Genomic DNA, 21,923 nt, shown 5'->3' with positions numbered 1-21,923 from the left:
CGACTGGGCACATTCCTATTCTTGGTCGTCGGATGGATGTCGATCATGTCGAGCGGCCCGCCCGGGAGATCACGATGAGACATGATTTCGAGACACATCGCCGTCAGGCCGCAAACATTTTCCGCGCCTGGGGCATGCCCGCCGAGAAGGCCGAGAAGTCGGCAGGCGTGCTTGCATGGGCCGATCTCCATGGTCTCGAAAGCCACGGCATCGCGCTGTTGGTCGAATACAATGAACGACGTCTGACACGGCCGATCAATTTCCAGTCGAAACCCACCATCGTCCAGGAAACGGCGGTCAGTGCCCTGCTCGACGGCGATGGCGGCCTCGGCCATGAGCCGGCCATATCAGCCATGGAAACCGCGATCGCCAAGGCGACCGCAGCCGGTGTCGGCGTGGTGTCGGTTCGCAATTCCGGCCATTTCGGGGCGCTGGGTTACTTCACCACGATGGCTACCGATCATGAGTTGATCGGCATGGCTGCCACCAGCGTATTCGGCATCCGTGTCCCCCCGACCGGTGGTGCGGCGGCGCGCTTCGGCACCGACCCGTGGTCCTTCGCGGCGCCCGCGGAGCCCGGCCGACCGTTCGTGCTGGACATGGCCACGACGACCGTGGCGTCCGGCAAAGTCCGAAACAAGATCGTCGAAGGTCAACTCATGCCTCCAGGCTGGGGCATGGACAGGAAGGGCGTGCCCACGCTGGACCCGGCGGCGGTCATGGAAGGAGGCTTCCTGTCGCCACTGGGCGGGTCGGCGGAGAGCGCCGGCTACAAGGGTTACGGGCTGGCTGGGATGGTCAATATCCTCGCCTCGTGCCTGTCCGGCTCTACGCTGATCACCGATCCCAACCATTCGAAACAGCCCTGGGGCCTTGATGTCGGCCACTTCTTCATGGCCATCAACCCCGCCTTGTTCCGTCCGATAGCGGACTTCCGAGCCGACGTTTCCCGCTTCTGCCACGACCTGCGCGCAACGCCCCCGGTGGACCCGCTGAAGCCCGTCCAGGTGGCGGGCGACCCTGAGCGCAGGGTCCGCGCCGAGCGCGAGAAGGCCGGCATTCCCATCGGGCCTGGCCTCCATCGGCGCTTGTATCAAATTGCACAGGAATCCGGCGCGGACTGGGTGCTTTCTCCCCTCGATTTTACTGTCGACAGTTTTCAGTTTACTGGCGGCAGAGAAACGAGGGGCAAGGCATGACTTTTGCAGCAAGGCCGATCGAGCGAACCGCAAGTCTTGCCGTTCGCGTCTACGCCGAGATCGAGCGGATGATCCTCGCGGGGGACATGCAGCCCGGCAGCAGGATCAAGGAGGCGGTGCTTGCCGAACAGATGGCGGTAAGCCGCGCGCCGGTGCGCGAGGCGACGCGTGCGCTGGTCGAGGCGGGGCTTCTTGTGTTCGTCCCGGCGCGCGGTGTTTTCGTACGTGAAATGTCCCACCGCGAGATCGCCGAAAACTACGACGTGCGCTCATTGCTCACCGGATTGATGTGCGCGCAGGCTGCGGAACGGCGCACCGATTCCGACGTGGCAAAGCTCAAGCGCCTGATCGATGACATGGACATGGCGATCGCCGCCGGCAGGATCGCGCACTACTACGAGATCAACCTCGAGCTTCATCAACTGATCGGCCGCATAGCCGACCACTCCTGCGCGCATCGCGTCTACAACGACCTGATCCGAGAGACCCATTCCTTGCGGCGCTCTCTGTCATCGCCCGGCCAGACAAATCTGGAGCATCGCACAATCGTCGAGGCGATCGAATGCGGTGACGCCGAACTCGCGCGGCGCCGGGGGAGCGAGCACGTCCTTAACGGCAAGGCGCGTTGGAAAGCGTCCATCGAAACGACGGCGCCCGCCGCGGTCGCCATATGATCCATTTATCCCAAGGAGACCTCACTTGAAAATTGCAAACATCACAGCCAGCCTGCATCGCCACGAGATCGATTTGCCTGGCATTGGCGAATCCATCGAATCTCGCATGTTCGTCTTTGTCGAGGTCGAGACCGACACGGGTCTGAAGGGGCTCGGCTGCACCGGCCAGTTCCTGCCCTGGTCGACCATGCCCTGCATCGAGGATCATATCTTTCCGTTGATCAAGGGAATGGATGTCTTCCACACCGAGGCGATCCACTCCAAAGTATGGAAGCAGCTCAACAACCGCGCCTATACCGGTGTCATTTCCAACGCTCTCTCGGCGATCGACATCGCGCTGTGGGACCTCCAGGGCAAGATTGTCGGCAAGTCGGTCTCGGAGCTGCTGGGCGGCTATTCCCGCGAGGCCTACACCTATGCGACATTTGGCTACCCGTTCTTCGACGAGCAGCAGATCGCCGACTATGCCAAGAAGTTTCTGGCCGACGGGCACACCATGCTGAAGATGGTCGTCGGCGGCGAGCCGACGCGTACCTGGAAGGACGATGTGCGTCGCGTCTATGCCGCACGCGAGGCAATCGGTCCCGACGTCGACCTCATGATCGACGCCAATTGCTACTTCAATCCGCATGAGGCCTTCATGCTGGCGAAGGCCGTAGAAGACGCGAACCTGAAATGGTTCGAGGAACCGATCCAGCAGAACGATGCGCGTGCGCTTGCCGACCTGCGCGGTCGCGTCAAGATACCTATCGCCGCCGGCCAGATGGAAGGCAACCGCTGGCGCTTCCGCGAACTCGTCGTCCACCACGCGGTGGACGTGCTGCAGCCGAACGTTCTCTACAATGGCGGCTACACCGAAGCGCTCAAAGTGGCGCATCTCGCCCAGGCCTTCAACCTGCCGATGGCCAATGGCGGCGGCTGGCCGATCTTCAACATGCACATTCTGGCAGGCGTGATGAATGGCGGCCCGGTCGAATTCCACTACGGCATGTGGATGACCGGAAAGCATTTCTTCAACGGCACGCCCGACCCCGTGAACGGCAAGATGACAATCCCGGATGCGCCGGGCCTTGGCTTCACGCCGAATTACGAAGCGCTCAAGGATGGCCGGGTCAAGGATCCCAAAGGCAGCCAGTTCACCGGTCGTGATGCACACGGCTACCTGCTGCGTGAAACCATCGAAAAGAAGAACGCCTGACAATCGCAGCCCCGGGACCGCCAAAAAATGGTTCGATCGGTTCCGGGGCTGTTCCAATTTCTAACTGGGAGGAAACGACTATGACCTACGCACTCTCGAATTTCGTCAACCACGGCCGCGCCGTCGGCCTCGGTTTGCTCACAGCCGCGGCCGTCGCGGTCAGTCCCGCGGCGGCGGAGTATCCGGACAAGGACATCAAGATGATAATCCCGTTCGGCGCCGGCGGCGGCAGCGATACGCTCGCCCGCACCATCGCCGGCGTGATCGAGGAGATGAAGCTGATCCCTGTGAAGATCCTGCCTGAGAACCGTACAGGCGGCTCGGGCGCGGTCGGCTACAGTGCAGTCGCCAAGGAAAAGGGCGATCCCTATCATCTGGCGACCGTCAGCGTCAGTTTTTTCACAACGCCACTCCTGGGTGGCTCGCCGGTGAGCTACAAGGACTTCACTCCACTCGCCGCGATCGCGCAGTCGCCGTACATCATGGTTGTCCCCACCTCTAGCGAATACCAGAAGCTTGACGACCTGAAGAAGACGCCTCGCTTCACCACGGGCACGACGGGCGTCGTCTCCGACGCGGCACTGCTGGCCAAGATGACGTCCAACGCGCTCGGCATCCAGATCGACTCCGTGCCGTTCGACGGTGAGGGCGAGGTGATGGCGGCGCTGCTCGGCGGGCATGTAAACGTCGGCTTTCTCAACCCGTCCGAGGCGATGGCGCAGATGAAGGCCGGCAAGCTGCGGCCACTGGCGATCACATCGGCAGAGCGTTCGCCGGCCTTCCCCGATATCCCGACCTTCAAGGAACTCGGCTACGACGACATTTTGCACACCCAGCTTCGCGGACTGGTCATGCCTGCGGGCGTTCCACCGGAAGTCGTCACCTACTGGGAGGGCGTGCTGCAAAAGGTTGCGACCAGCGAGCAGTGGAAGAAGCAGTATATCGATCGCTTTCACGACATCCCGGACTATGTCGACGCGGAAGGCTTCAAGGAAGTGCTCGAGCGCACCAATGCGCGCTACGAGACGATGATGAAGGAACTCGGCATCATCAAATAGTGACGTTGCTCGGAGCCACCCGAAATGGTGGCTCTCATCGGGAGGAGGAAAGCGATGAGCGTTCAACGGCTCGACCTACTGGTCGCAGCACTGCTGATAATCTTCGGTCTCTGGCTGATCTACACGGGCATCGGTTATGGCGTGATGCAGAGCACCACGCCCGGGGCCGGTCTCTTCCCCATTATCATCGGTTCGTCGATCGCTCTGCTCAGCGCAATAAATCTCTACCGGGCGCTCGGCGGGCTTGAGAAGCTTGGCCCGGGCATATCGGGCCGCGAGGCGGCAAAAGCTGGCGTCGTGATCGCTGCGCTCCTCATCGCCGTCTGGCTGACCCCGTATCTCGGCATGATGATCGCCACCATGCTGGCCATGGCGGCGATCGGCCTGGCTCTGCGAACCGAACCGGGACCGGTTTTCTTTGTCAAGCTTACGGCGGTGGCGGTGATCACGCCGATCGTCCTTCTGCTGCTGTTCGAAAATCTCCTGGGCGTGCCGACCCCTAGGGGACCGCTCGGCTTCTAGCTAATCGGCCACCCAAGAGAGGTACCGCGATGGAAACGCTTGCTCTGCTGTGGGACGGAATTCTCGCCGCCACGGATCCGGCAATCTTCGCCTGCACCATACTGGGCGCTGTGATCGGCTTGCTGATCGGTGCGCTCCCTGGCCTCGGACCGACCGCCGGTGTTGCGATCATGCTGCCCGTGGCGGCAGGCTTCGGCGGCGTCGCGGCAATCGCGTGCCTCGGTGGTGTCTACTATGGCTCGATGTTCGGCGGCGCCATCACGTCGATCCTGCTCGGCATTCCCGGCGACGCACCTTCCGTGATGACGGTCATCGATGGCTATCCAATGGCCCAGAAAGGAGAGGCCGGGCGCGCGCTGGGAACGAGCGTCTTCGCCTCCTTCGTCGGCGGTTTTCTCGGCATTGCCGGGCTGGTGGCTCTTTCGGTTCCGGTATCGCGCTATGCACTTGCCTTTGGTCCGACCGAGATGACGGCGATGATGTGTTTTGCGCTTTCGCTGCTCAGCGTATTGGGCGGCCGCAACGCCTTCAAGGGTTTCATCGCGTTGGCGCTGGGCTTGTGGCTGGGCACGGTGGGACTCGACCCCATTTCCGGTTTGCCGCGCTATACCGGCGGGTCGATGAACCTGTTCGACGGGCTCGACTTCTCCATCGTCGCCGTCGGCCTGTTCGGGCTTACCGCGATCTTCACCTCGCTGGAGGCGAATATAGACAAGCCGGTGGCCAAATACACTTTCGCCTCGCTGCTGCCGAGGATGAGCGACGCCGTTCAGACACGCTGGCAGCTGCTGCAGGGATCGGTGCTCGGTTTCTTTGTGGGCGTCCTTCCCGGCGTCGGCGCCTCGGCGGCGACCATGCTCTCGTACGCACTCGCCAAGCGCCTCTCGCCGACGCCCGAAAAATATGGCACCGGCATCGTCGAGGGCGTGGCAGCACCTGAGGCCGCCAACAATTCAGCGTCCTACGGCTCGATGATCCCGCTGTTCACGCTGGGCATCCCGGGCTCGGCGACCACGGCGGTCATGATGGGCGGATTGATCATGATCGGCCTGCAGCCGGGCCCGCTGCTGTTCACCGAGAATCCGCAGTTTGTCTGGTCGGTGTTTGGTTCTTTCGCCATCGGCAACCTGGCACTTGTGTTCTTGACGCTGTTGCTGACACCGCTGCTGGCGGCAGCGCTTTTCGTTCCGACCGCCTATCTCTATCCAATCGTCATTGCGATCGTCGTCTACGGTGTCTTTGCCATCGATACTTCGACGTTCAACGTAATGCTGACCATCCTGGCAGGCGGTGCCGGAATTATCCTTGCGAGGCTCGACTATCCAGCCGTGCCGCTAATCCTCGGCCTGGTGCTGGGGCCGCTGCTGGAGCGAAATATCCGCCGCACGCTGATCCAATCGCAGGGCGATTTGCTCGTCTTCATCGAGCGGCCCATTGCGCTGGGGCTGTTCATCGCCACAGCTCTCGTGCTCTTGATCCCACTCTTCCTCAAGCTGACCGGGCGCAAGAAGATAGCCGCGGACGAGGCTGAGGTCTAACAGGGCTGCACTATATGACATTTCAATATTGCATCGTTGGCGGCGGCATCGTCGGGCTCGCCACCGCCTCCGATATCCTGGCTCGCGATCCGGCGGCCCGCATCCTGGTCATCGAAAAGGAGACCGGTTTCGGCGAACACCAGACCGGCCACAACAGCGGTGTCATCCATGCCGGTGTCTACTACGCCCCCGGCTCCCTGAAGGCGAAGCTCTGCCGCGAGGGGGCGAAGGCCACGAAAGCCTTCGCGCGCGACAACAACATTCCGTTCGAGGTGTGCGGGAAGCTGCTTGTCGCCACCAGTCCAGTCGAGATGGAGCGCATGGAAGCGCTGAAGCTTCGCGCTTTGGAGAATGGCATTGGCTTCGAGGAAGTAAGCGCGGCGCGTCTGCATGAGATCGAGCCAAACATCGTTGGCCTGGGCGCGTTGCTCGTGCCGTCGACCGGCATTATCAACTATAAGCTGATCTGCGACGCTCTGGCCGAGGGTCTCAGGGCGAAAGGTGCCAAGCTGATGACCGGCACCCGCGTCAAAGGCATCTCGGAAGACGACACCGGCGTGGTGGTGACCACCGATCGTGGCGAAACGATCCGCGCCGAGCAGCTTGTTGCCTGCGCCGGCCTGCAGTCCGATCGCCTGGCCAGGCTCGCAGGGCTCAATCCCACCCACCAGATCGTGCCGTTCCGCGGCGAATATTACACATTGCTCGACGCGAGATCGGCGATCGTCAAGCACTTGATCTACCCGATCCCTGATCCGGATCTGCCTTTCCTCGGCATCCACCTGACGCGCATGATCGACGGACGGGTGACAGTCGGGCCCAACGCGGTGCTGGGCTTCCATCGGGAAGGCTACCCAAAGGGCAGCATCGACCTGGGCGATGTCACCCAGATGCTCGCCTTCGGCGGCTTCTGGAAAATGGCCCGAAAGAATCTCAAGTCAGGCATCGACGAGTTCCGCAACTCGATTTTCCGCCGCGGCTACCTGGAGCAGTGCCGCAAGTACTGCCCCTCGCTCGAGCTCTCGGACCTCGGCCAATCAGGCGCCGGCATCCGTGCGCAGGCGGTTCTGGCCGATGGCACGCTGGTGCACGATTTCATCTTCCTCGACAGCCCGCGCCAGTTGCATGTCTGCAACGCGCCGTCGCCTGCGGCGACGTCCGCTATGCCGATCGCGAAGATGATCGTTGATCGGATCGAGGAGCGATCGCAATGATCTGGGCCCGACTTAATCCATTGCCCCACGTGTATCCCCGGCGGGCGCTCGGCACGCATCGTCACAGCCTTGCTCGCGGGTCCTTTCGAGCCAATCGTTCCAGCAGGTAGTCGACTTCGGATCGACCTGTCGGCGTCAACGACGAGCGCGGGCTGCGCTGCACGTCCGAGGTCATGGCGCCGCGCCGCATCAGCACGTATTTGCGCACCGCCAGGCCAACCCCCTGTTGCTGCTCGAAACGGATCAACGGCAAGTGGGCATCGAAAAGATCGTGGGCTGCGTCGCGCTCGCCTTCGCGGTGCAGCCGGTCGAGCTCGACCAGCATGTCCGGAAAGGCGTAGCCCGTCATCGCGCCATCCGAACCGCGTTCCGGCTCGAAGTCGAGGAACAGCCCGCCATTGGCGGTCAGGATCGAGAATTTCCGCAGATCGCCCGCGGCTTGCAGCTTGCGGATCGCCGAGATCTTCTCAAGCCCCGGCCAGTCCTCTGCCTTCAGCATGACGCAGGACGGATGTTCCTTCATGATGCGCAAGATCATCGGCACCGATAGGATTACCGACAGCGTCAGCGGATAATCCTGCAGGGCCCAAGGCACGTCCGGACCGATTGCTTCTACGCAGTGATGGAAATAGGCGGCGATCTGCTCGTCGCTGCGCAGGTGCGAAGCCGGAGCCAGCATCACTCCGGCTGCGCCGGCCTCCATCACCTCGCGCGCCAGCCTGCGCATGGCGACAAAGCTCGGGTTGGACACCCCAACCACGACAGGGACGCGCGAGCGTGCGATCACGCTTCTTGCGATTGTCAGCGATTCCTCGGGCTCCAGTTTTTGGGCTTCGCCCAGAATGCCGAGGATCGTCATGCCGGTGGCGCCGGAATTCTGGTAGAATTCCGTCAGCCGATCGACCGAACCGTAGTCGACCGACATGTCCGCATTGAACGGCGTCGCCGCGATCGGGTAGACGCCCTTGGCATCGACGCCGAAGGTCATGTCTTCTTCGCGAAAGCGGCATAGCGCGCCTTCGTCTCCTCGTTCATCGGATAGAGACCGGGCAGCGGCACGCCGCGATCGACCTCGGTCATGATCCACGCTTCCATGGCTTCCTGCTCCGGCGCTTCAGCCAGCACCTGGTCGAGAAATGCCGCCGGGATCAGCACCGCGCCGTCATCGTCCACCACCACGATATCGTCAGGAAAGATCGCCACGCCGCCGCAGGCGATCGGCTCCTGCCAGCCGACGAAGGTGAGACCGGCCACTGAAGGCGGCGCGGAAATGCCGTTGCACCACACGTTGAAGCCGGTGCCGAGCACGCCCGCGGCGTCGCGCATCACGCCGTCGGTGACCAATGCGGCGACATTGCGTTTGGCCATGCGCGCGCAGAGGATATCACCGAAAATACCGGCGTCGAGCACGCCCATTGCGTCAGCCACCGCCACGCAACCTTCGGGCATCGCCTCAATCGCCGCACGGGTCGAAATAGGCGAGGCCCAGCTTGCCGGGGTGGCGAGGTCCTCACGTGCCGGCACGAAGCGTAGAGTGAAGGCCGGCCCCACCACGCGCGGCTGGCCTGGACGGATAGGCTTGGTCCCACGCATCCAAACGTTGCGCAGGCCCTTCTTCAGGAGGACCGTGGTGAGGGTCGCGGTGGAGACGCCCTGCAGGGTTTTTACGACTTTCGGGTCAAGGGTCATCGGGTTCTCCTTAGATGCTGGGGATCAAGCCGCCGTCGATGCGAACGACGGAGCCGGTGATATAGGATGCGCGAGGGCTCGCCAGGAAGGTGACCGCGTCGCCATATTCGTGCGGCCGGCCATAGCGCCCGACCGGAATGGACGCCGTGCTTTGGGCGGCTACGTCCTCGACCGAGCGCCCCTCGCGTTTGGCTTTCTGTTCGTCGAGAAAGGTAATGCGTCCCGTGGCGATGCGCCCGGGCAAAACGATATTGACGGTGATGCCGTCGCGGCCGACTTCGGCCGCCAACGTCTTCGACCACCCGACCAGTGCCATTCTGAGCGCGTTCGACATGCCGAGGTTTGGGATCGGCGTCACCACGCCCGACGAGGTCGATGTGATGATGCGGCCCCATTTGCGCCGGCGCATGCCGGGCAGCACCGCATCGGTGACGGCGATCACCGAACGCACCATGCTGTCGAAGAACTTCGACCAGTCCTCCGAAGATTGGCCGGCGGCCGGCGTCGGCGGCGGGCCGCCCGTATTGTTCACCAGAATGTCGACGGAGCCGAAGGCCTTGTCGATCCAGGCCAAGCGTCTGTCGATGGAGGACAGGTCGCCGATATCCCAGCCCATTGTCAGGGCCTCGTTGCCGGCGCCCTTGATGCCCGAGGTGGTGTTTTCCGCCGCCGCTTCGTCGATGTCGGCGACGACCACGCGCACGCCTTCGCCGGCGAGCGACCGCGCGATCGCCCCGCCCAACCCGCCGCCGGCTCCAAAGACGAGCGCGACCTTACCCTTCAGTTCGAGATCCACGGAAAATCCTCCAGTTCAAGGCGGATTATCAGCAACGATGCACAGAAGAAAACATGGCTTGCCGTATAATTTGATGATAGTTTTTCTATCGATGGAATCACGCTTCCTCGAAACCTTCCTCCTCGTGGCCGAACTCGGTTCGCTGGCCGAGGCAGCCCGCCGTCTAGCAATCACGCCGGCCGCCGTGGCCCAACGCATGCAGGCGCTGGAGGACGAATTCGGCAGACGGCTGCTGGTACGCGCGGGCCGCGTGGTGCAGCCGACCGATGCCGGCCATGCAATTCTGGAACAAAGCCGCAGAATCCTTGGCGACATCCGCCACCTAAAAACCCTTGCACAGACCGATTCGCCAGCAGGTGAGATGAGACTCGGCGCCATATCGACCGCGCTGACCGGCATCCTTGCGCCCGCCCTGCGGCACCTTGTCGACGCGGTTCCTTCAGTCGAGGTCTTCGTTCTCCCTGGCACTTCCACTGATCTCTATCAGGCGCTCGGCGACGGAAGCATCGACGCGGCCATATTGGTGCGGCCGCCTTTCCCGATCCCGAAATCGCTGCATTGGAGCGTGCTCCGGACCGAGCCCATGATCCTTCTTGCGCCGAGCGCCCTCGCCGCGAGCGATCCAGAACAGCTGCTCGCAACGCGGCCCTTCATCCGGTATGACCGCAACAATTGGGGCGGCCGGCTGGCCGACGAGTGGCTGCGCCGCCAGAAGCTTCGACCCCGGGAGTGGCTGGAGTTGGATTCATTGGAAGCCATAACGGTGATGGTGAGCAACGGCCTCGGCGTTTCCGTTCTGCCCGACTGGGCGCCGCCATGGCCGGAGGGGCTGTCAGTCGCGCGCCTGCCACTGCCCGGCCTGCCGCTGGTGCGCGAGATCGGCATGCTGTGGCCGCGTAGCGCGCCTTCGGGGCGGCTGGTGCGTGTCCTTCTAGATGCCTTTGAGGCAGTCTCGTCAGCCGGAAAGAGGGCCGGCGATGCTTGATCCGTCTAGCTGCAGCCATGACTCCAGTGCTGGCGTGGCCAGGGGGGACCTCGGGGTGCGGCACCAATGAGCGGACCGAAACCACCGCAGGACGCGAATGCGGCCGCTTTGGCGCGAGTCAACCTCAAGCTGTTGCAAACTTTTATGCTGGTCGCCGAAAACCGCAGCTTCAAGGAGGCCGCCGACCGGGCACATCGTTCGCAGTCCGCCATCAGCATGCAGATAAGGCAACTCGAGGACCAACTCGGCGCCAAGCTGTTCAACCGCACCACGCGCGACGTCAAGCTCACGCCTGAGGGGAGCAAATTGTTCGCCAGCACCCAGCGCGGCCTGCAAGAGGTCGGCATCGGCTTGCGCAACGTCCAGGAGGCATTGGCCATCCGGCGCGGCCAGGTCGCGCTGGCCTGCGCGCCCACCATCGCCTCGACCCATCTGCCGCGTATCCTCGCCGAGTTCGAACGCGACTATCCTGGAATCAAGATGCTTCTGTCGGAACTCAAGTCCGCCGACCTTTACCGGGTGATAGAGGCCGATGCTGTCGATTTTGGCATAGGCCCGATCTCCGACGATCCGGACCTCGATTTCGAGCCGCTGCTTGACGATCCGCTGCACGCGCTGATCCCCAGGCAGATGTGCCCGCACAATCGCCGCACCATCACGCTGGCGGAACTGTCCAGCCTGCCCCTGCTCCATTATCACACCACCACCCTCATGGGGGCGATGCTCGAGCGCGAGGCTGCCTCCCGCAGCATCGCGCTGAATGTTCGGTACCGCTGCATCCAGGCGGAGACACTCGTCGCGATGGCCGAGGCCGGCATCGGCGCGGCAATCCTCACCCAGTCGATCGTCCGTTTCGCAGAGCCGAACCAGTCGCGCGCCTACAAGATAGTCGAGCCCGAACTCGTTCACCGCTACGGCATCGTGCGCAAGCGCGGCAAAGAGCTGTCGCCGGCCGCCGAACGGCTCGCGCAATTGATCCGGGTGTCGCTGCGCCAGACCTGAAGGCCGGCCCGATCCGGGCGACTTCAGATTTTCAGAATAATCGATAGGATTTTTGAATTTTTTCTGAAGTTCGGCTTCCGCTAGAGATGGCCTTCCCGGAACGTCGGGAAGGAGGAACGTCGTGCTTCAGGATGTTTATGTCCAACAGGACAACAATGTCGTCGAGACCAGGATCAAGATTGCTCGTATCCAAGCGCACAAGCTCGCCAACATCCCGATCACGCCGCCTCCCTATCGCGATATGCCGAACAAGGAAGGCGCACTGCTTCTCCAGGTCGAGACCAATGACGGCCTCGTCGGTTGGGCCACCAGCGGCTACACCCACCATGTCGCCATCGAGCTGATCAACAAATACATCGCGCCGAAAATCGTCGGTGAGAATCCGATGCGCACCGAACGCATTCCCCTGCTGTTCGACCGCGCCAGCTTCGAACGGCCGCTGGGCAGGACCCTGATCTCCGCGCTGGCGATGATCGACATCGCGCTCTGGGACATCAAGGGCAAGATGCTCGGCCAGCCAGTGCATCACCTGCTGGGCGGCGCGCGCGACAAGGTGCCGGTCTACGTCACGCACGGCGCGGCGTACGATAACGCGCCGGTCTATTCGCCGGAGGAACTGGCTGCGGAGGCGACCCACCTCGTCAACCTCGGCAATAACCATCTCAAGAACACCGTCGGCCGTCAGCCCATCCCTGATCCGAAGGATGACTACATCCGCATGAAGGCGATGCGCGAGGCCGTCGGCCCGGACGTCAAGCTCGCCATGGACGGCAATCTGCGCATGACCCTGGCCCAGGCGGTGGAACTGTGCAAGCGATGCGAGGAGCTCGACATCAGCTTCGTCGAGGAGCCGCTTTACTACAACGATCCGAGGCTGCTGCGCGAGCTGCGTTCGAAAACGATCGTCCCGGTCGCTGCGGCAGAAAATGAGAAGTTCTCCGCACGCGACCTGATCCTGGCCGACGCGGTCGACTATATACAGCCCAATGTAAACAATGACGGCGGCTACTCGGCGGCAATCCGCACGGCCGCCCTTGCCAAGCTCTTCCATATCCCGCTCTCGCACGGCAACGGCAATGGCCCCCACAACATCGCGCTGCATGCCGGCCTGTCGAACGGCGGATTGGTCGAATACCACTTCCACAAGTGGATGGCCTACAACGCAATCTTCAAGAGCGTCCCGCAACCCAAGAACGGGTACCTTACTGTGTCGCAGGAGCCGGGGCTGGGCCTCGAGCCCAAGGACGGCCTAATCAAGGAATTCTCGGTGCAGATGTAGCACGCGAGCATGCCTACGATTTCGTCGAACTCCCAGTGCCCAAAGTCGGCCAGGTCGACACGAAGGAGGCTATCATGGCGGGCCGGAATCGAACGCCCCGACAAGTGCGCGGATTAGCGCCTGGATCCGCGCGGTCTTGTAGAGATCGGCATGGGCGACGAGCCAGACATCGAAATCGGCCGAGCGCTCGGGCATGATCCGCACCAGATCCGACTCGGTGTCGGCGCGGTAGCAAGGCAGTTCGGCGACGCCGATGCCGGCTGCTGCCGCCTCGACGAGGGTGATGGATGATGATGTCCGGAACACCACCTTGCCACCGCCGGTCGGCTCTCCGCAGAAGGCGAAAGGCATCGTCGGCGCCACCGAGTGCTGGTATGCGACGAGATCGTGATCCGAGAACCCGTTACCGGGGGCGGGCGTGCCACGCGCGGCGAGATAAGCGCGGGAGGCATAGATCCCGGTCTTGAGGCTTGCGAGGCGGCGCACGATCAGATCGGGCGCGTCCGGCCGGATGGTGCGGATGGCGATGTCGGCCTCGCGCCGGGTTAAGTTGGCGATATCTTGCGAGGTCAGGCAGACGACCTCGATGCCGGGATGTTCAGAGCGCATGCGGGCGATGGCCGGAAGGACGAACCGCTTGCCAAGCGAGTCGGTCGTCGCCACCCGCACCGAACCGGTCAGCTGCTCGTCGAGTCCCGTCACCCGTCGCTCCATCTGCGCGACGGACCGCTCGATCGCTTCGGCCGGTTCGACCAGCGCTTCACCGGCCGACGTCAGCACATAAAGGGACGGCGTGCGAAGGAACAGTCGCGCGAAGTAGGACAAGGCGGCTGTAGCCGCCCTTGTCATTTCAACTCAAACGTTGCGACGACCTCTGGCGCGTTCCAGGTCATCTGCTGTGTAGACATCCGCCGTTGGATCGAAGCCAGTCCAGCCGCCTGCTTCGTATTCGTTTCGCCGGCCGGCGATGTCGACGGAATCGTATTGCTTCAGGATCTGTTCCGCGTTCGGGACAAGATCGTCTTCGACCCTGGCTGTGACCATCGTTCCGCCACGCCGAACGCCTTCGGCATAAACATGTGCGTCGTTTTCAGGCACACCGGACTCCGTCATCGCGCCTATGATGCCACCAGCGGCGCCACCAACCGCAGCACCGCCAACCGCGCCCACCGCAGTGGCTACCAGCCAGCCTGCGGCAACCACGGGACCGACACCAGGTATCGCCATCAGGCCAAGGCCGGTGAGCAGGCCGCCGGCCCCGCCGATAACAGCACCGACACCAGCCCCGGCTGCCGCATCCTCGCCAGCCTCAGACGCTTCGCCTGTGTGCCAGCCGCCCGAGTTATTGGCCACGATGCTGATATCGTCGTGCGGAACGCCTGTGGCTTCAAGCTCGCCCACAGCGTCGCTTGCTTGATCGTAGTTGTCGAAGAGGCCTGTTACGGTTTTCATCTAATTTGTCCTTGGTTGTGATCAATTGTTGCCGGCAACGACGTTGCCTTGAAAGTCGAGAGCGATGGGTACGGATTTGCCGTCCTTGCTCGCGGTTCCACGCCAGATGCCCTTGTCATCCTTCGTCAGGGCGGAGACGTCCGCGTAACCTGCCTTCTCGATGGCGCTCTTGGCCTGGTCCTCGGTGAAGCTGTTGGCCCCAGGCACCGGCGCTGCAGGATTTGTGGTGTCCGAATTGGACACGGCTGGTGCGGTGCTATCGGCGGCAGGAGCGTCAGCCGCGACCTTGCCGATCATCTCCTGATGCATTTTGAGCGTCGGCAACGTCTCGCTTGCAAACGACTTGAGAGCGGCATTGTCGCCGTCCTTGGCGTAGCTTTCAAACAGGCTTACAGCGTCGGCATGCGCCGCCTTCTGCATGTCGGCATACGGTGCATCGACTGGCGTGGCAGCTGACTGCAACTTGTCGACTTCGCTCTTGTGGGCAGCGTCGAGGTCGGAGGGCACCTGCAATTTTTGTTCGCCGGCAATAGTCTCGAGCTTGCCGTTCGCAGCACCATGGTCGGAGATCATCTTCTGAGCGAAATCCTTGAGGGTCCGATCTTGGAGCTTGTCTTGAGCGACCTTGCTGGACTGCACTTCGAACATCCCGCCGATCGCGGCCTTCGTGACGAAATCCTGGGCCGTTTCTGCTGACAAGGCAGGCAGTACAAAGGCCATTGCGGTGGCGATCGACAGCGACGCCACGCGTAGTTTGATTCTCATGCTGAGGTTCCTTGGATGAAGAGGACGATGAACTCCAACCTCCTGGCGGACGGTTTGTTCCGGACGGTGACAAATGTCGGAATAGATTTCGGGGCGCCATTCCCGTCGTCGCAAAGCAGGCAGGTCCCGGAACCTCAGACCGATCGAAGAGTTGCCATTGCTTCGCAAAGGAGAGCCCTGATGGCGGAAAATTCCGACGACAATAAAGTTGGCAAGCGTTCTGGCAAAGAGCCTGAAGCAGACGCGCGAGGCCAATCAGAAAAGCACCACAAAGGCGGAAAGAACGACGGTGTCTCAAGCGCCAATCCGCGCATTTTATCGGGCGAGAAGGATGGCGACGCCACATTTCCTCTGAAGCGGAAAAAGTGACAGCAGCGTCATTCCAGCGCTGGCCGAACCAAATCACGACTACGGCTCTGCGACCAACCGCTTGCGCCCAGCACGCCATGGATAGCCACGGCGAGATTCCTGCGGAGCGGACGTCGCTCAGCGACGCATGTCCACGCGCCGAAAAAACAAAGCAACAGAGAAGCTGATTGGAGAGTGGCCCTTAAGCCCGGCTGCAGCTCTGGCGGTGTCGCTCTACGCATCACGATTCATCCTCCTCTCCTGAAAGATAGCTACGTTGCAGGGCAAGATATATGCGTCAATCTTGCCGGGGCGAATGGACCTTTTCGACCGCTTGCGGCGCAAAGCAGTCCACATGATGCCGGACGCTAAGGAGGTCGGCTTTTAGCCCGATCCCGAAAGCTGCCGGTCCACGGTCGTGAAGAGTTTCGGGCGCCGGCAGGCGTACGAAAGTCGCCGAGGAAGGAACCTGCGGGCCACAGGCGATGGTTACGGGAATTTCGATTTGCGGCTGGTGTCGGCGATGGCTCGACCGCCGCCCGGAATCTGTGGGTTTGATGCGGACGGACCGTTTCGCCTTTCAGCCACGCGGTATTGTCGGCTCGTCGCGCGGCCGGACGCGACCCGTTCGGCGTCGATGATCACCATGGACAAGCGTGGGTCCGTTGCCGGAGGCTGAGTGCCTGCGGCTGAAGGCTGGAAAAAGCAGACATCACAGGACTGCGTCGTAGGTCTCGATACGCGTCGCAGCCGACTGAAGTGGAGCGCTATCATGCCCCTTCAAGCAGGGTGGACGGACGGCAGGTGCCTGGGTAGACGACCCTCTCTTCCTGTCCACCTCGCGAAGTCAGATTTTCCGACCGGCCAGCAGCCTTGTCAGCCAGTCCGGATTCATTTCCGGAACAGAGGACAAAAGCCGTTCGGTGTAGGCCGCGTGCGGTGGCGTGAGAACCTCGCTCTTCAATCCCTGTTCAACGACTTTGCCCTGATGCATGACGACGATTTCGTCGGCTATCGCGCGCACGGTAGCAATGTCATGGGTAATGAAGATGTAGCTCATTCCGAGTTCACGTTGGAGACGTATGAGGAGCTTGAGAATTTCCTCTTGGACGATCTGGTCGAGCGCGGACGTGATCTCGTCGCAGATGACAAGCTCCGGATCGGCAGCCAACGCCCGAGCAATGCAGACGCGCTGTTTTTGGCCACCCGACAGCTCACCAGGCAGGCGTTCCAGAAAATCTTCGCTCATCTCGACCATGTGCATAAGTTCGCCGATCCGGCGATCCCTCCGCGCGCCCTTAAGGCCGAGGTAGAATTCGAGCGGCCGAGCTATGACCTCTTCGACCGTTTGGCGCGGATTCAGGGCGTTGTCGGGCATTTGATAAATCATCTGTATGCGGCGCAGGACCTCCTTCGGCCGCGTCTTCAGGCTCGAGGAAAGAAGCTGGCCGGCAAAAGAAATCGAACCTGAAATTGGCGGCAAAAGGCCGGTGACGACTCGAGCGAGCGTCGATTTCCCCGAACCGGATTCGCCAACCACAGCCACGGTTCTTCCGCGCGGAACCTTGATGGAGACATCCTGGAGCACCTTGACCTTTCCTGCATAGGCCGCGGTAACGTTGTCTATCGTCAGCAGATAGTCATCGGCTGGAACTTCGGGCTTGGCGAGCTTGCGTACGGCCCAGAGCGTTTTTGTATATTCCTGGCTGGGCGAGGCCAGCATCTGGCGCGTGTCAGCCTCCTCCACGGTTCGTCCGTGGCGCAGAACTATGATGCGATCCGCCATTTGCGCCACCACCGCCAGGTCATGCGTCACGTAGATTGCAGCGGTGCTGAATTCCTCCACGATGTTGCGAATGGAAGCTAGAACTTCAACCTGCGTGGTTACGTCGAGCGCCGTTGTTGGCTCGTCGAATATTATGAGGTCCGGACGACAAGCCATTGCCATCGCTGTCATTGCCCGTTGCAACTGCCCGCCGGAGACCTGATGAGGATAGCGAAAGCCTATGGTCTCCGGTTCTGGGAGTTGAAGGCGTCGATAAAGATCGACGGCGCTCCGGTTCGCCTCTTCCCGGCCGGCAATTCCATGCGCCACCGCGGTTTCGACGGTTTGTTCCAACAGCCGATGTGCCGGATTGAAAGAGGCAGCCGCGCTTTGCGCGACATAGGCAATGCGGGAGCCCCTGAGGCGACGGCGCCCTTTTTCATTGACTGCCAGAAGATCAATCCCGTCGAACAGGACCGAGCCTTGCGTGATCCGGCAGCCCGGCTTGGCATAACCCATTGCGGCAAGGCCAATGGTGGACTTGCCGGCGCCTGACTCTCCGATCAGCCCAAGAACCTGGCCCCGCTTCAGCGTCAGATCGACCCCGTGGACAATGGGATGCCACCGCTCATCCGAAAACCCCTCCACATGCAGATTGCGGATTTGAAGCAGATCCTTTCCTTTTTCGCGTGGGCCTGGACCGCTACTTTTCATCCCGCAACCCGCTTGTTGCTTGCAGGAACCAATCCACCACGAAATTCACGGACACGGTAAGGAGAGCAATCGCGCCGGCCGGAAGTAGCGGCGTGACATCGCCGTAGGTGATCAGGGTCGCGTTCTCGCGCACCATTGATCCCCAATCGGCCGTCGGCGGCTGAATACCGACGCCGAGAAACGACAGCGCCGCGACTGTCAGGAACACGAAGCAGAATCGCAAGCCGAACTCGGCGACCAGTGGCGGCATGACATTGGGAAGGATTTCCTTGGCGATGATCCATTTCGGTCCCTCGCCGCGCAATCGTGCCACCTCGACATATTCCATCACCGCCACGTTAAGCCCGACGGCGCGAGAAAGCCGAAAGACCCGGGTGGAATCGAGAAGCGCAATGATGACAATCAGGCTCGTGATCGACGAGCCGAAGATCGTCAGCAGCACCAGCGCGAAGATCAGACTCGGGATTGACATCAGCACGTCCACCGCACGCGACAAGATCTGGTCGAGCCACCCCCTGTACAATGCGGCAAGAAGGCCGAGCGAGACGCCGACCGCGAAGGACAGCAACGTGGTCGCCACCGCGATAGCGATGGTGTTGCGCGCACCGTAGATCAAGCGGGTGAGCATGTCGCGGCCGAGCTGATCGGTTCCCAGTTTGAACTCCTGGCTCCACGGCGCGAAGGCTTCGCTGAAAACCTGCGTCTCGCCATATGGGGCTATCCAGTGCGCGAAAACCGCAACAAAGACGTAGCCGAGGATCACGACGATGCCGAACCACGCGCTGAACGGTGCCTTCTTCAGCGCAGTTTTCGCCCGGGTGGCACGCGAGCGCCTCAGCCTCCGAACCGCCGCGACAGAGTCGGATCTGGTCATCGTGGGTGCAAGAGCCTGGGATTGGTGGCGATGGAAATAACGTCGGCTAGCAAGTTGAGAAGGATGTAAGTCGCGGCGAAAATCAGGGCGCAGGCCTGGACAACCGGAACATCCCTGGATTTCACCGCGTCAACCATCAGTTGGCCGATGCCGGGGTAGACGAACACTACCTCGACCACGACCACTCCGACGATGAGATACGCCAGGTTGAACGCCACCACAGTGACGATCGGAGCCCAGGCATTGGGCAGGGCATGCCTCAGCACGATCACGATCGGGGACATTCCCTTGAGGCGCGCCATATCGATGTAGGGGCTTGCCAGCATGTTGATGATGGCCGCTCGGGTCATGCGCATCATGTGGGCCACGATTACGAGCGTAAGGGTGATTGCCGGCAGGGCCACTTTCCAGAGATGCTCCCAAAATGGCGTCTGATCGTTCACATTCGACAATGTCGGAAATTTAGGAACCGCATTGAGCGCCCAGTTCAGCGAGACAGTGAGCCAATGAGGCAGCGTTTGAGCGAAATCGGATCCGATGAACGTGTCGCGCGAGATCACCAGGTAGGCGAGCATATAGGCGACGAAAAATTCCGGGAATGAAATGGTTGTCAGTGTCGCGACATTCACCAGCCGGTCGAACCAGCCGTTGCGGTACAGCGCAGCCAGAATGCCAAGCCCTAAGGCCAGCGGAACGGCTATCAGCGCCGTCACCGCTGCAAGGAACATCGTGTTGTAGAGGCGGGGTGCGATGATCTCGGCCACGGTACGCCGATATCCGGTGCGGCTCGCAAACGAAGAGCCGAAATCGCCATGGAGCATCTGGGCGACCCAAACGAAGTAGCGCTCGACAGGCGGACGATCGATGCCGATTTCCCGCTGGAACGCGGCGACCGTTTCGGGCGTCGCCGATTGCCCAAGCGTGGCCTTGGCGAAGTCGCCTGGAAGCATTGCGATCGCAGAGAAGATGATGATGGACACGATGAACAAAGTGACCAGGCCGAGGCCAAGGCGCTGCAGGACCGTTCTTGCGACGGGGTTCATGTGCGTGGCGTTTCCCTTTGGGCGGCAGCCCTGCACTCGGAGTAAGCCGGCCGGAGCCACAAGACCATCGCGGCTCCGGCCCGCCATCTCATGCCGTGGCGATCCACCAGCGTTCGGCCATTTTCAGTCCATCGTTCTCCCAGTTGGGCGCCACATCACCGTGTGCGAGCTTTTTGGATTGCGCGCTGACGAAATTGTTGAAGACCAGCACGATGCTGCCGCCGTCATCGTGGGTTAACTGCTGCATCTCGGCATACATCGCCGCTCGCTTGGCCTCGTCCGTCTCGGCGCGCGCCTGGACAAGCAATTCGTTGAAGTGGGGATTTTTCCAGAAAGACTCATTCCAACTGGAGTCGGCGGCGAAGGCTTGCGTGAACATCCAGTCGGCCGTGGCCCGACCGCTCCAATAGGAAGCGCACCAGGGTTTCTTCAGCCAGACATTGTCCCAATAAGCGTCCTCGGCCTCACGCACGACATTTACGTCGATGCCGCATTGGGCCGCCGTTTCGCGAATGAGCGAAGCCGCGTCCACGGCGCCGGCAAAAGCGGCATCGGCGACCGAGAGATCCACTTTCAGGTTCTCCATTCCGGCCTTTTTCAGGTAGTGCTTGGCTTTTTCCGGATCGAAGCTGTGTCGCGGTTCTGGATCCTTGGCGAATTTGATGGCCGGCGCGATCGGGTTGTCGTTGGCCACAGTGGCGTGGCCAAGAAAGATCTTGTCGACGATTTCTTGGCGATTGATCGCCCATTTCAATGCCATTCGCACGTCTGGATTATCAAACGGCGCCATCGTGACATTCATCGGCAAGGTATAGTGCCCGTAGCCAGTGACTTCGACGATTTCCACCTTGGGATTGCGTTTCAACATGCCGAGGGTCTTCAGGTCGGCGCGGCCGATATAGTCCACCTCCCCCGTGGACAGCGCCGCCATGCGGGCGGCAAGATCCGTGATGGCGATGAACTCCACCTCGTCGAGGTAGGGCTTGCCATTCTTGAAGTAGTTTGGATTGCGCTTGAGTTTGGCCGAAACACCGGGCTGGAAATTCTCGAGGACGAAAGCACCGGTGCGAACGCCTGAAGCCCAATCCGCCTTGCCGTCCTTGGCCGGCATGATGACCAGATGGTAGTCACTCATGATGTAAGGGAAATCGGCGTTGCCGTCCTTGAGCGTGAAGACCACCGTTTCCGGGCCGTCCGCCTTGACGTCGGCGACGGAGTCCAACAGCGATTTCGCCGCCGATTTGGTGTCCTTGCCCATGTGATATTGCAAGGAAGTCACGACGTCATCCGCCGTCACGGTCTTGCCGTTATGAAAGGTTGCGCCTTTGCGCAGCTTGAAGGCCCAGGTTTTGGCCCCATCCGAAGTTTCAAAGCTCTCGGCGAGGTCCGGTTGGACATTGCCTTTGGCGTCGACCTCAGTGAGGCTGTTGGACAGCGAGCCCGAAAATGCGGTTTGTGTGAACGTGTCGGGGTAGCCGGCCGGATCGATCGAATCCGTCGTCGCGCCATGAGCCATGCCGAGCTTGGCGAAGCCGCCCTGCATCGGTTCGGCCCGCGCCGTGCTCACGAACAGCCGGTCGGCGGCGGCAACGGTCAGGCCCGCGGCCAGCCGCTCCGGCACGCCGGTCCTGATCGCCAGGCGACCATCCATGCGGCCGGGGTTCGGCGCCCGCAGCTGGCGTTCGAGCTCTGATGCGACGACTTCGCCATGCATCATGCCGGCCAGCGCCAGCGGCACCAGGCGGCGCGGCCCGAGCAGGATTCTTGGGTTGAGCGCGCCATCCTCCAGCGCCACTTCGGAATCGCCG

22 protein-coding genes are annotated in these 21,923 nt (G+C 61.8%); 11 read left to right on the top strand and 11 right to left on the bottom strand.

What is annotated here, in order from left to right; translation table 11 throughout:
• The first annotated feature begins 74 nt into the window (after positions 1-74).
• The 7 genes from EOA13_RS32045 to lhgO all read left to right on the top strand — a co-directional run bounded on the left by EOA13_RS32045 (position 75) and on the right by lhgO (position 7,403).
• The gene (locus EOA13_RS32045) at positions 75-1,199 is read left to right on the top strand and encodes an Ldh family oxidoreductase (RefSeq protein WP_127297357.1); all 1,125 of its coding nucleotides are present in this window, start codon (positions 75-77) and stop codon (positions 1,197-1,199) included.
• Positions 1,196-1,873: a GntR family transcriptional regulator gene (locus tag EOA13_RS32040; RefSeq protein ID WP_127297356.1), complete on the top strand. Its 678-nt coding sequence runs from the start codon at positions 1,196-1,198 to the stop codon at positions 1,871-1,873. The genes EOA13_RS32045 and EOA13_RS32040 overlap by 4 nt, the downstream gene beginning before the upstream one ends.
• A gap of 25 nt (positions 1,874-1,898) precedes the next feature.
• Positions 1,899-3,071 carry a mandelate racemase/muconate lactonizing enzyme family protein gene (locus EOA13_RS32035; RefSeq protein WP_127297355.1) on the top strand — a complete coding sequence of 391 codons (1,173 nt, stop codon included), beginning with the start codon at positions 1,899-1,901 and terminating at the stop codon, positions 3,069-3,071.
• Positions 3,072-3,151: 80 nt separating this feature from the next.
• The gene (locus EOA13_RS32030; protein ID WP_127297354.1) at positions 3,152-4,129 is read left to right on the top strand and encodes a tripartite tricarboxylate transporter substrate binding protein; all 978 of its coding nucleotides are present in this window, start codon (positions 3,152-3,154) and stop codon (positions 4,127-4,129) included.
• 54 nt (positions 4,130-4,183) lie between these two features.
• On the top strand, positions 4,184-4,651 hold the full coding sequence (locus EOA13_RS32025; protein ID WP_164780469.1) for a tripartite tricarboxylate transporter TctB family protein: 468 nt from the start codon (positions 4,184-4,186) through the stop codon (positions 4,649-4,651).
• 29 nt (positions 4,652-4,680) lie between these two features.
• Positions 4,681-6,189, top strand: coding sequence for a tripartite tricarboxylate transporter permease (locus tag EOA13_RS32020; protein ID WP_127297352.1), 1,509 nt, complete (start codon positions 4,681-4,683; stop codon positions 6,187-6,189).
• Positions 6,190-6,203: 14 nt separating this feature from the next.
• Positions 6,204-7,403, top strand: coding sequence for an L-2-hydroxyglutarate oxidase (gene lhgO, locus EOA13_RS32015; RefSeq protein WP_127297351.1), 1,200 nt, complete (start codon positions 6,204-6,206; stop codon positions 7,401-7,403).
• A gap of 61 nt (positions 7,404-7,464) precedes the next feature.
• Here lhgO and EOA13_RS32010 read toward each other — a convergent pair whose 3' ends face one another.
• The 3 genes from EOA13_RS32010 to EOA13_RS32000 are packed head-to-tail and all read right to left on the bottom strand — an operon-like array spanning position 7,465 to position 9,888.
• The gene (locus EOA13_RS32010; protein WP_127297350.1) at positions 7,465-8,391 is read right to left on the bottom strand and encodes a dihydrodipicolinate synthase family protein; all 927 of its coding nucleotides are present in this window, start codon (positions 8,389-8,391) and stop codon (positions 7,465-7,467) included.
• Positions 8,388-9,092, bottom strand: a complete 705-nt coding sequence (locus EOA13_RS32005) for a ribonuclease activity regulator RraA (RefSeq protein ID WP_127297349.1) — start codon at positions 9,090-9,092, stop codon at positions 8,388-8,390. Before EOA13_RS32005 ends, EOA13_RS32010 begins: the two co-directional genes overlap by 4 nt.
• A gap of 10 nt (positions 9,093-9,102) precedes the next feature.
• Positions 9,103-9,888 carry an SDR family oxidoreductase gene (locus EOA13_RS32000; RefSeq protein WP_127297348.1) on the bottom strand — a complete coding sequence of 262 codons (786 nt, stop codon included), beginning with the start codon at positions 9,886-9,888 and terminating at the stop codon, positions 9,103-9,105.
• A 91-nt stretch (positions 9,889-9,979) separates the two neighbouring features.
• Between EOA13_RS32000 and EOA13_RS31995 the strand changes: the two genes are divergently transcribed.
• The 3 genes from EOA13_RS31995 (at position 9,980) to EOA13_RS31985 (ending at position 13,154) form a co-directional block, all read left to right on the top strand.
• The gene (locus EOA13_RS31995; RefSeq protein ID WP_127297347.1) at positions 9,980-10,873 is read left to right on the top strand and encodes a LysR family transcriptional regulator; all 894 of its coding nucleotides are present in this window, start codon (positions 9,980-9,982) and stop codon (positions 10,871-10,873) included.
• Positions 10,874-10,939: 66 nt separating this feature from the next.
• Complete coding sequence (locus EOA13_RS31990) at positions 10,940-11,875, top strand: LysR family transcriptional regulator (protein ID WP_127297346.1); 936 nt, start codon at positions 10,940-10,942, stop codon at positions 11,873-11,875.
• 121 nt (positions 11,876-11,996) lie between these two features.
• Positions 11,997-13,154, top strand: coding sequence for a mandelate racemase/muconate lactonizing enzyme family protein (locus EOA13_RS31985; RefSeq protein WP_127297345.1), 1,158 nt, complete (start codon positions 11,997-11,999; stop codon positions 13,152-13,154).
• 72 nt (positions 13,155-13,226) lie between these two features.
• Here EOA13_RS31985 and EOA13_RS31980 read toward each other — a convergent pair whose 3' ends face one another.
• The 3 genes from EOA13_RS31980 to EOA13_RS31970 are packed head-to-tail and all read right to left on the bottom strand — an operon-like array spanning position 13,227 to position 15,371.
• The gene (locus EOA13_RS31980; protein ID WP_127297344.1) at positions 13,227-14,003 is read right to left on the bottom strand and encodes a LysR substrate-binding domain-containing protein; all 777 of its coding nucleotides are present in this window, start codon (positions 14,001-14,003) and stop codon (positions 13,227-13,229) included.
• A gap of 6 nt (positions 14,004-14,009) precedes the next feature.
• A complete protein-coding gene (locus tag EOA13_RS31975; RefSeq protein WP_127297343.1) occupies positions 14,010-14,606 on the bottom strand; it encodes a hypothetical protein in 597 nt (198 codons plus the stop codon).
• Positions 14,607-14,627: 21 nt separating this feature from the next.
• Positions 14,628-15,371, bottom strand: a complete 744-nt coding sequence (locus EOA13_RS31970) for a DUF4142 domain-containing protein (protein WP_127297364.1) — start codon at positions 15,369-15,371, stop codon at positions 14,628-14,630.
• Between the two features lie 180 nt (positions 15,372-15,551).
• On the opposite strand from EOA13_RS31970, the gene EOA13_RS31965 reads away from it, so the two are divergent.
• A complete protein-coding gene (locus EOA13_RS31965; RefSeq protein WP_127297342.1) occupies positions 15,552-15,740 on the top strand; it encodes a hypothetical protein in 189 nt (62 codons plus the stop codon).
• 468 nt (positions 15,741-16,208) lie between these two features.
• Here EOA13_RS31965 and EOA13_RS39075 read toward each other — a convergent pair whose 3' ends face one another.
• From EOA13_RS39075 to EOA13_RS31940, 5 genes are all read right to left on the bottom strand, one after another.
• Complete coding sequence (locus EOA13_RS39075) at positions 16,209-16,373, bottom strand: hypothetical protein (RefSeq protein WP_245490542.1); 165 nt, start codon at positions 16,371-16,373, stop codon at positions 16,209-16,211.
• A 193-nt stretch (positions 16,374-16,566) separates the two neighbouring features.
• Positions 16,567-18,198 (bottom strand): ABC transporter ATP-binding protein, encoded by a 1,632-nt coding sequence (locus tag EOA13_RS31955; protein WP_127297341.1) that lies wholly within the window; start codon positions 18,196-18,198, stop codon positions 16,567-16,569.
• Positions 18,188-18,961 carry an ABC transporter permease gene (locus tag EOA13_RS31950; protein WP_306462343.1) on the bottom strand — a complete coding sequence of 258 codons (774 nt, stop codon included), beginning with the start codon at positions 18,959-18,961 and terminating at the stop codon, positions 18,188-18,190. Before EOA13_RS31950 ends, EOA13_RS31955 begins: the two co-directional genes overlap by 11 nt.
• A gap of 107 nt (positions 18,962-19,068) precedes the next feature.
• Positions 19,069-20,115 (bottom strand): ABC transporter permease, encoded by a 1,047-nt coding sequence (locus EOA13_RS31945; RefSeq protein ID WP_023809362.1) that lies wholly within the window; start codon positions 20,113-20,115, stop codon positions 19,069-19,071.
• 88 nt (positions 20,116-20,203) lie between these two features.
• On the bottom strand, positions 20,204-21,923 hold a 1,720-nt coding region (locus tag EOA13_RS31940; RefSeq protein WP_348629773.1), incomplete at its 5' end, for an ABC transporter substrate-binding protein.

The sequence above is a fragment of the Mesorhizobium sp. M7A.F.Ca.US.011.01.1.1 genome, assembly GCF_003998295.1.
In the GTDB taxonomy this organism is placed as follows: Bacteria; Pseudomonadota; Alphaproteobacteria; order Rhizobiales; family Rhizobiaceae; genus Mesorhizobium.
This window is presented reverse-complemented; position numbering and strand designations above follow the sequence as displayed.

Excerpts from the sequence above, each read along its gene's own strand:
- EOA13_RS32045 (WP_127297357.1), top strand. The coding sequence starts at position 75 with ATGAGACATGATTTCGAGACACATCGCCGTCAGGCCGCAAACATTTTC.
- EOA13_RS32040 (WP_127297356.1), top strand. The coding sequence starts at position 1,196 with ATGACTTTTGCAGCAAGGCCGATCGAGCGAACCGCAAGTCTTGCCGTT.
- EOA13_RS32030 (WP_127297354.1), top strand. The coding sequence starts at position 3,152 with ATGACCTACGCACTCTCGAATTTCGTCAACCACGGCCGCGCCGTCGGC.
- EOA13_RS32025 (WP_164780469.1), top strand. The coding sequence starts at position 4,184 with ATGAGCGTTCAACGGCTCGACCTACTGGTCGCAGCACTGCTGATAATC.
- EOA13_RS32020 (WP_127297352.1), top strand. The coding sequence starts at position 4,681 with ATGGAAACGCTTGCTCTGCTGTGGGACGGAATTCTCGCCGCCACGGAT.
- lhgO (WP_127297351.1), top strand. The coding sequence starts at position 6,204 with ATGACATTTCAATATTGCATCGTTGGCGGCGGCATCGTCGGGCTCGCC.
- EOA13_RS32010 (WP_127297350.1), bottom strand. The coding sequence starts at position 8,391 with ATGACCTTCGGCGTCGATGCCAAGGGCGTCTACCCGATCGCGGCGACG.
- EOA13_RS32005 (WP_127297349.1), bottom strand. The coding sequence starts at position 9,092 with ATGACCCTTGACCCGAAAGTCGTAAAAACCCTGCAGGGCGTCTCCACC.
- EOA13_RS31995 (WP_127297347.1), top strand. The coding sequence starts at position 9,980 with ATGGAATCACGCTTCCTCGAAACCTTCCTCCTCGTGGCCGAACTCGGT.
- EOA13_RS31990 (WP_127297346.1), top strand. The coding sequence starts at position 10,940 with ATGAGCGGACCGAAACCACCGCAGGACGCGAATGCGGCCGCTTTGGCG.
- EOA13_RS31980 (WP_127297344.1), bottom strand. The coding sequence starts at position 14,003 with ATGACAAGGGCGGCTACAGCCGCCTTGTCCTACTTCGCGCGACTGTTC.
- EOA13_RS31975 (WP_127297343.1), bottom strand. The coding sequence starts at position 14,606 with ATGAAAACCGTAACAGGCCTCTTCGACAACTACGATCAAGCAAGCGAC.
- EOA13_RS31970 (WP_127297364.1), bottom strand. The coding sequence starts at position 15,371 with ATGAGAATCAAACTACGCGTGGCGTCGCTGTCGATCGCCACCGCAATG.
- EOA13_RS31965 (WP_127297342.1), top strand. The coding sequence starts at position 15,552 with ATGGCGGAAAATTCCGACGACAATAAAGTTGGCAAGCGTTCTGGCAAA.
- EOA13_RS31955 (WP_127297341.1), bottom strand. The coding sequence starts at position 18,198 with ATGAAAAGTAGCGGTCCAGGCCCACGCGAAAAAGGAAAGGATCTGCTT.
- EOA13_RS31945 (WP_023809362.1), bottom strand. The coding sequence starts at position 20,115 with ATGAACCCCGTCGCAAGAACGGTCCTGCAGCGCCTTGGCCTCGGCCTG.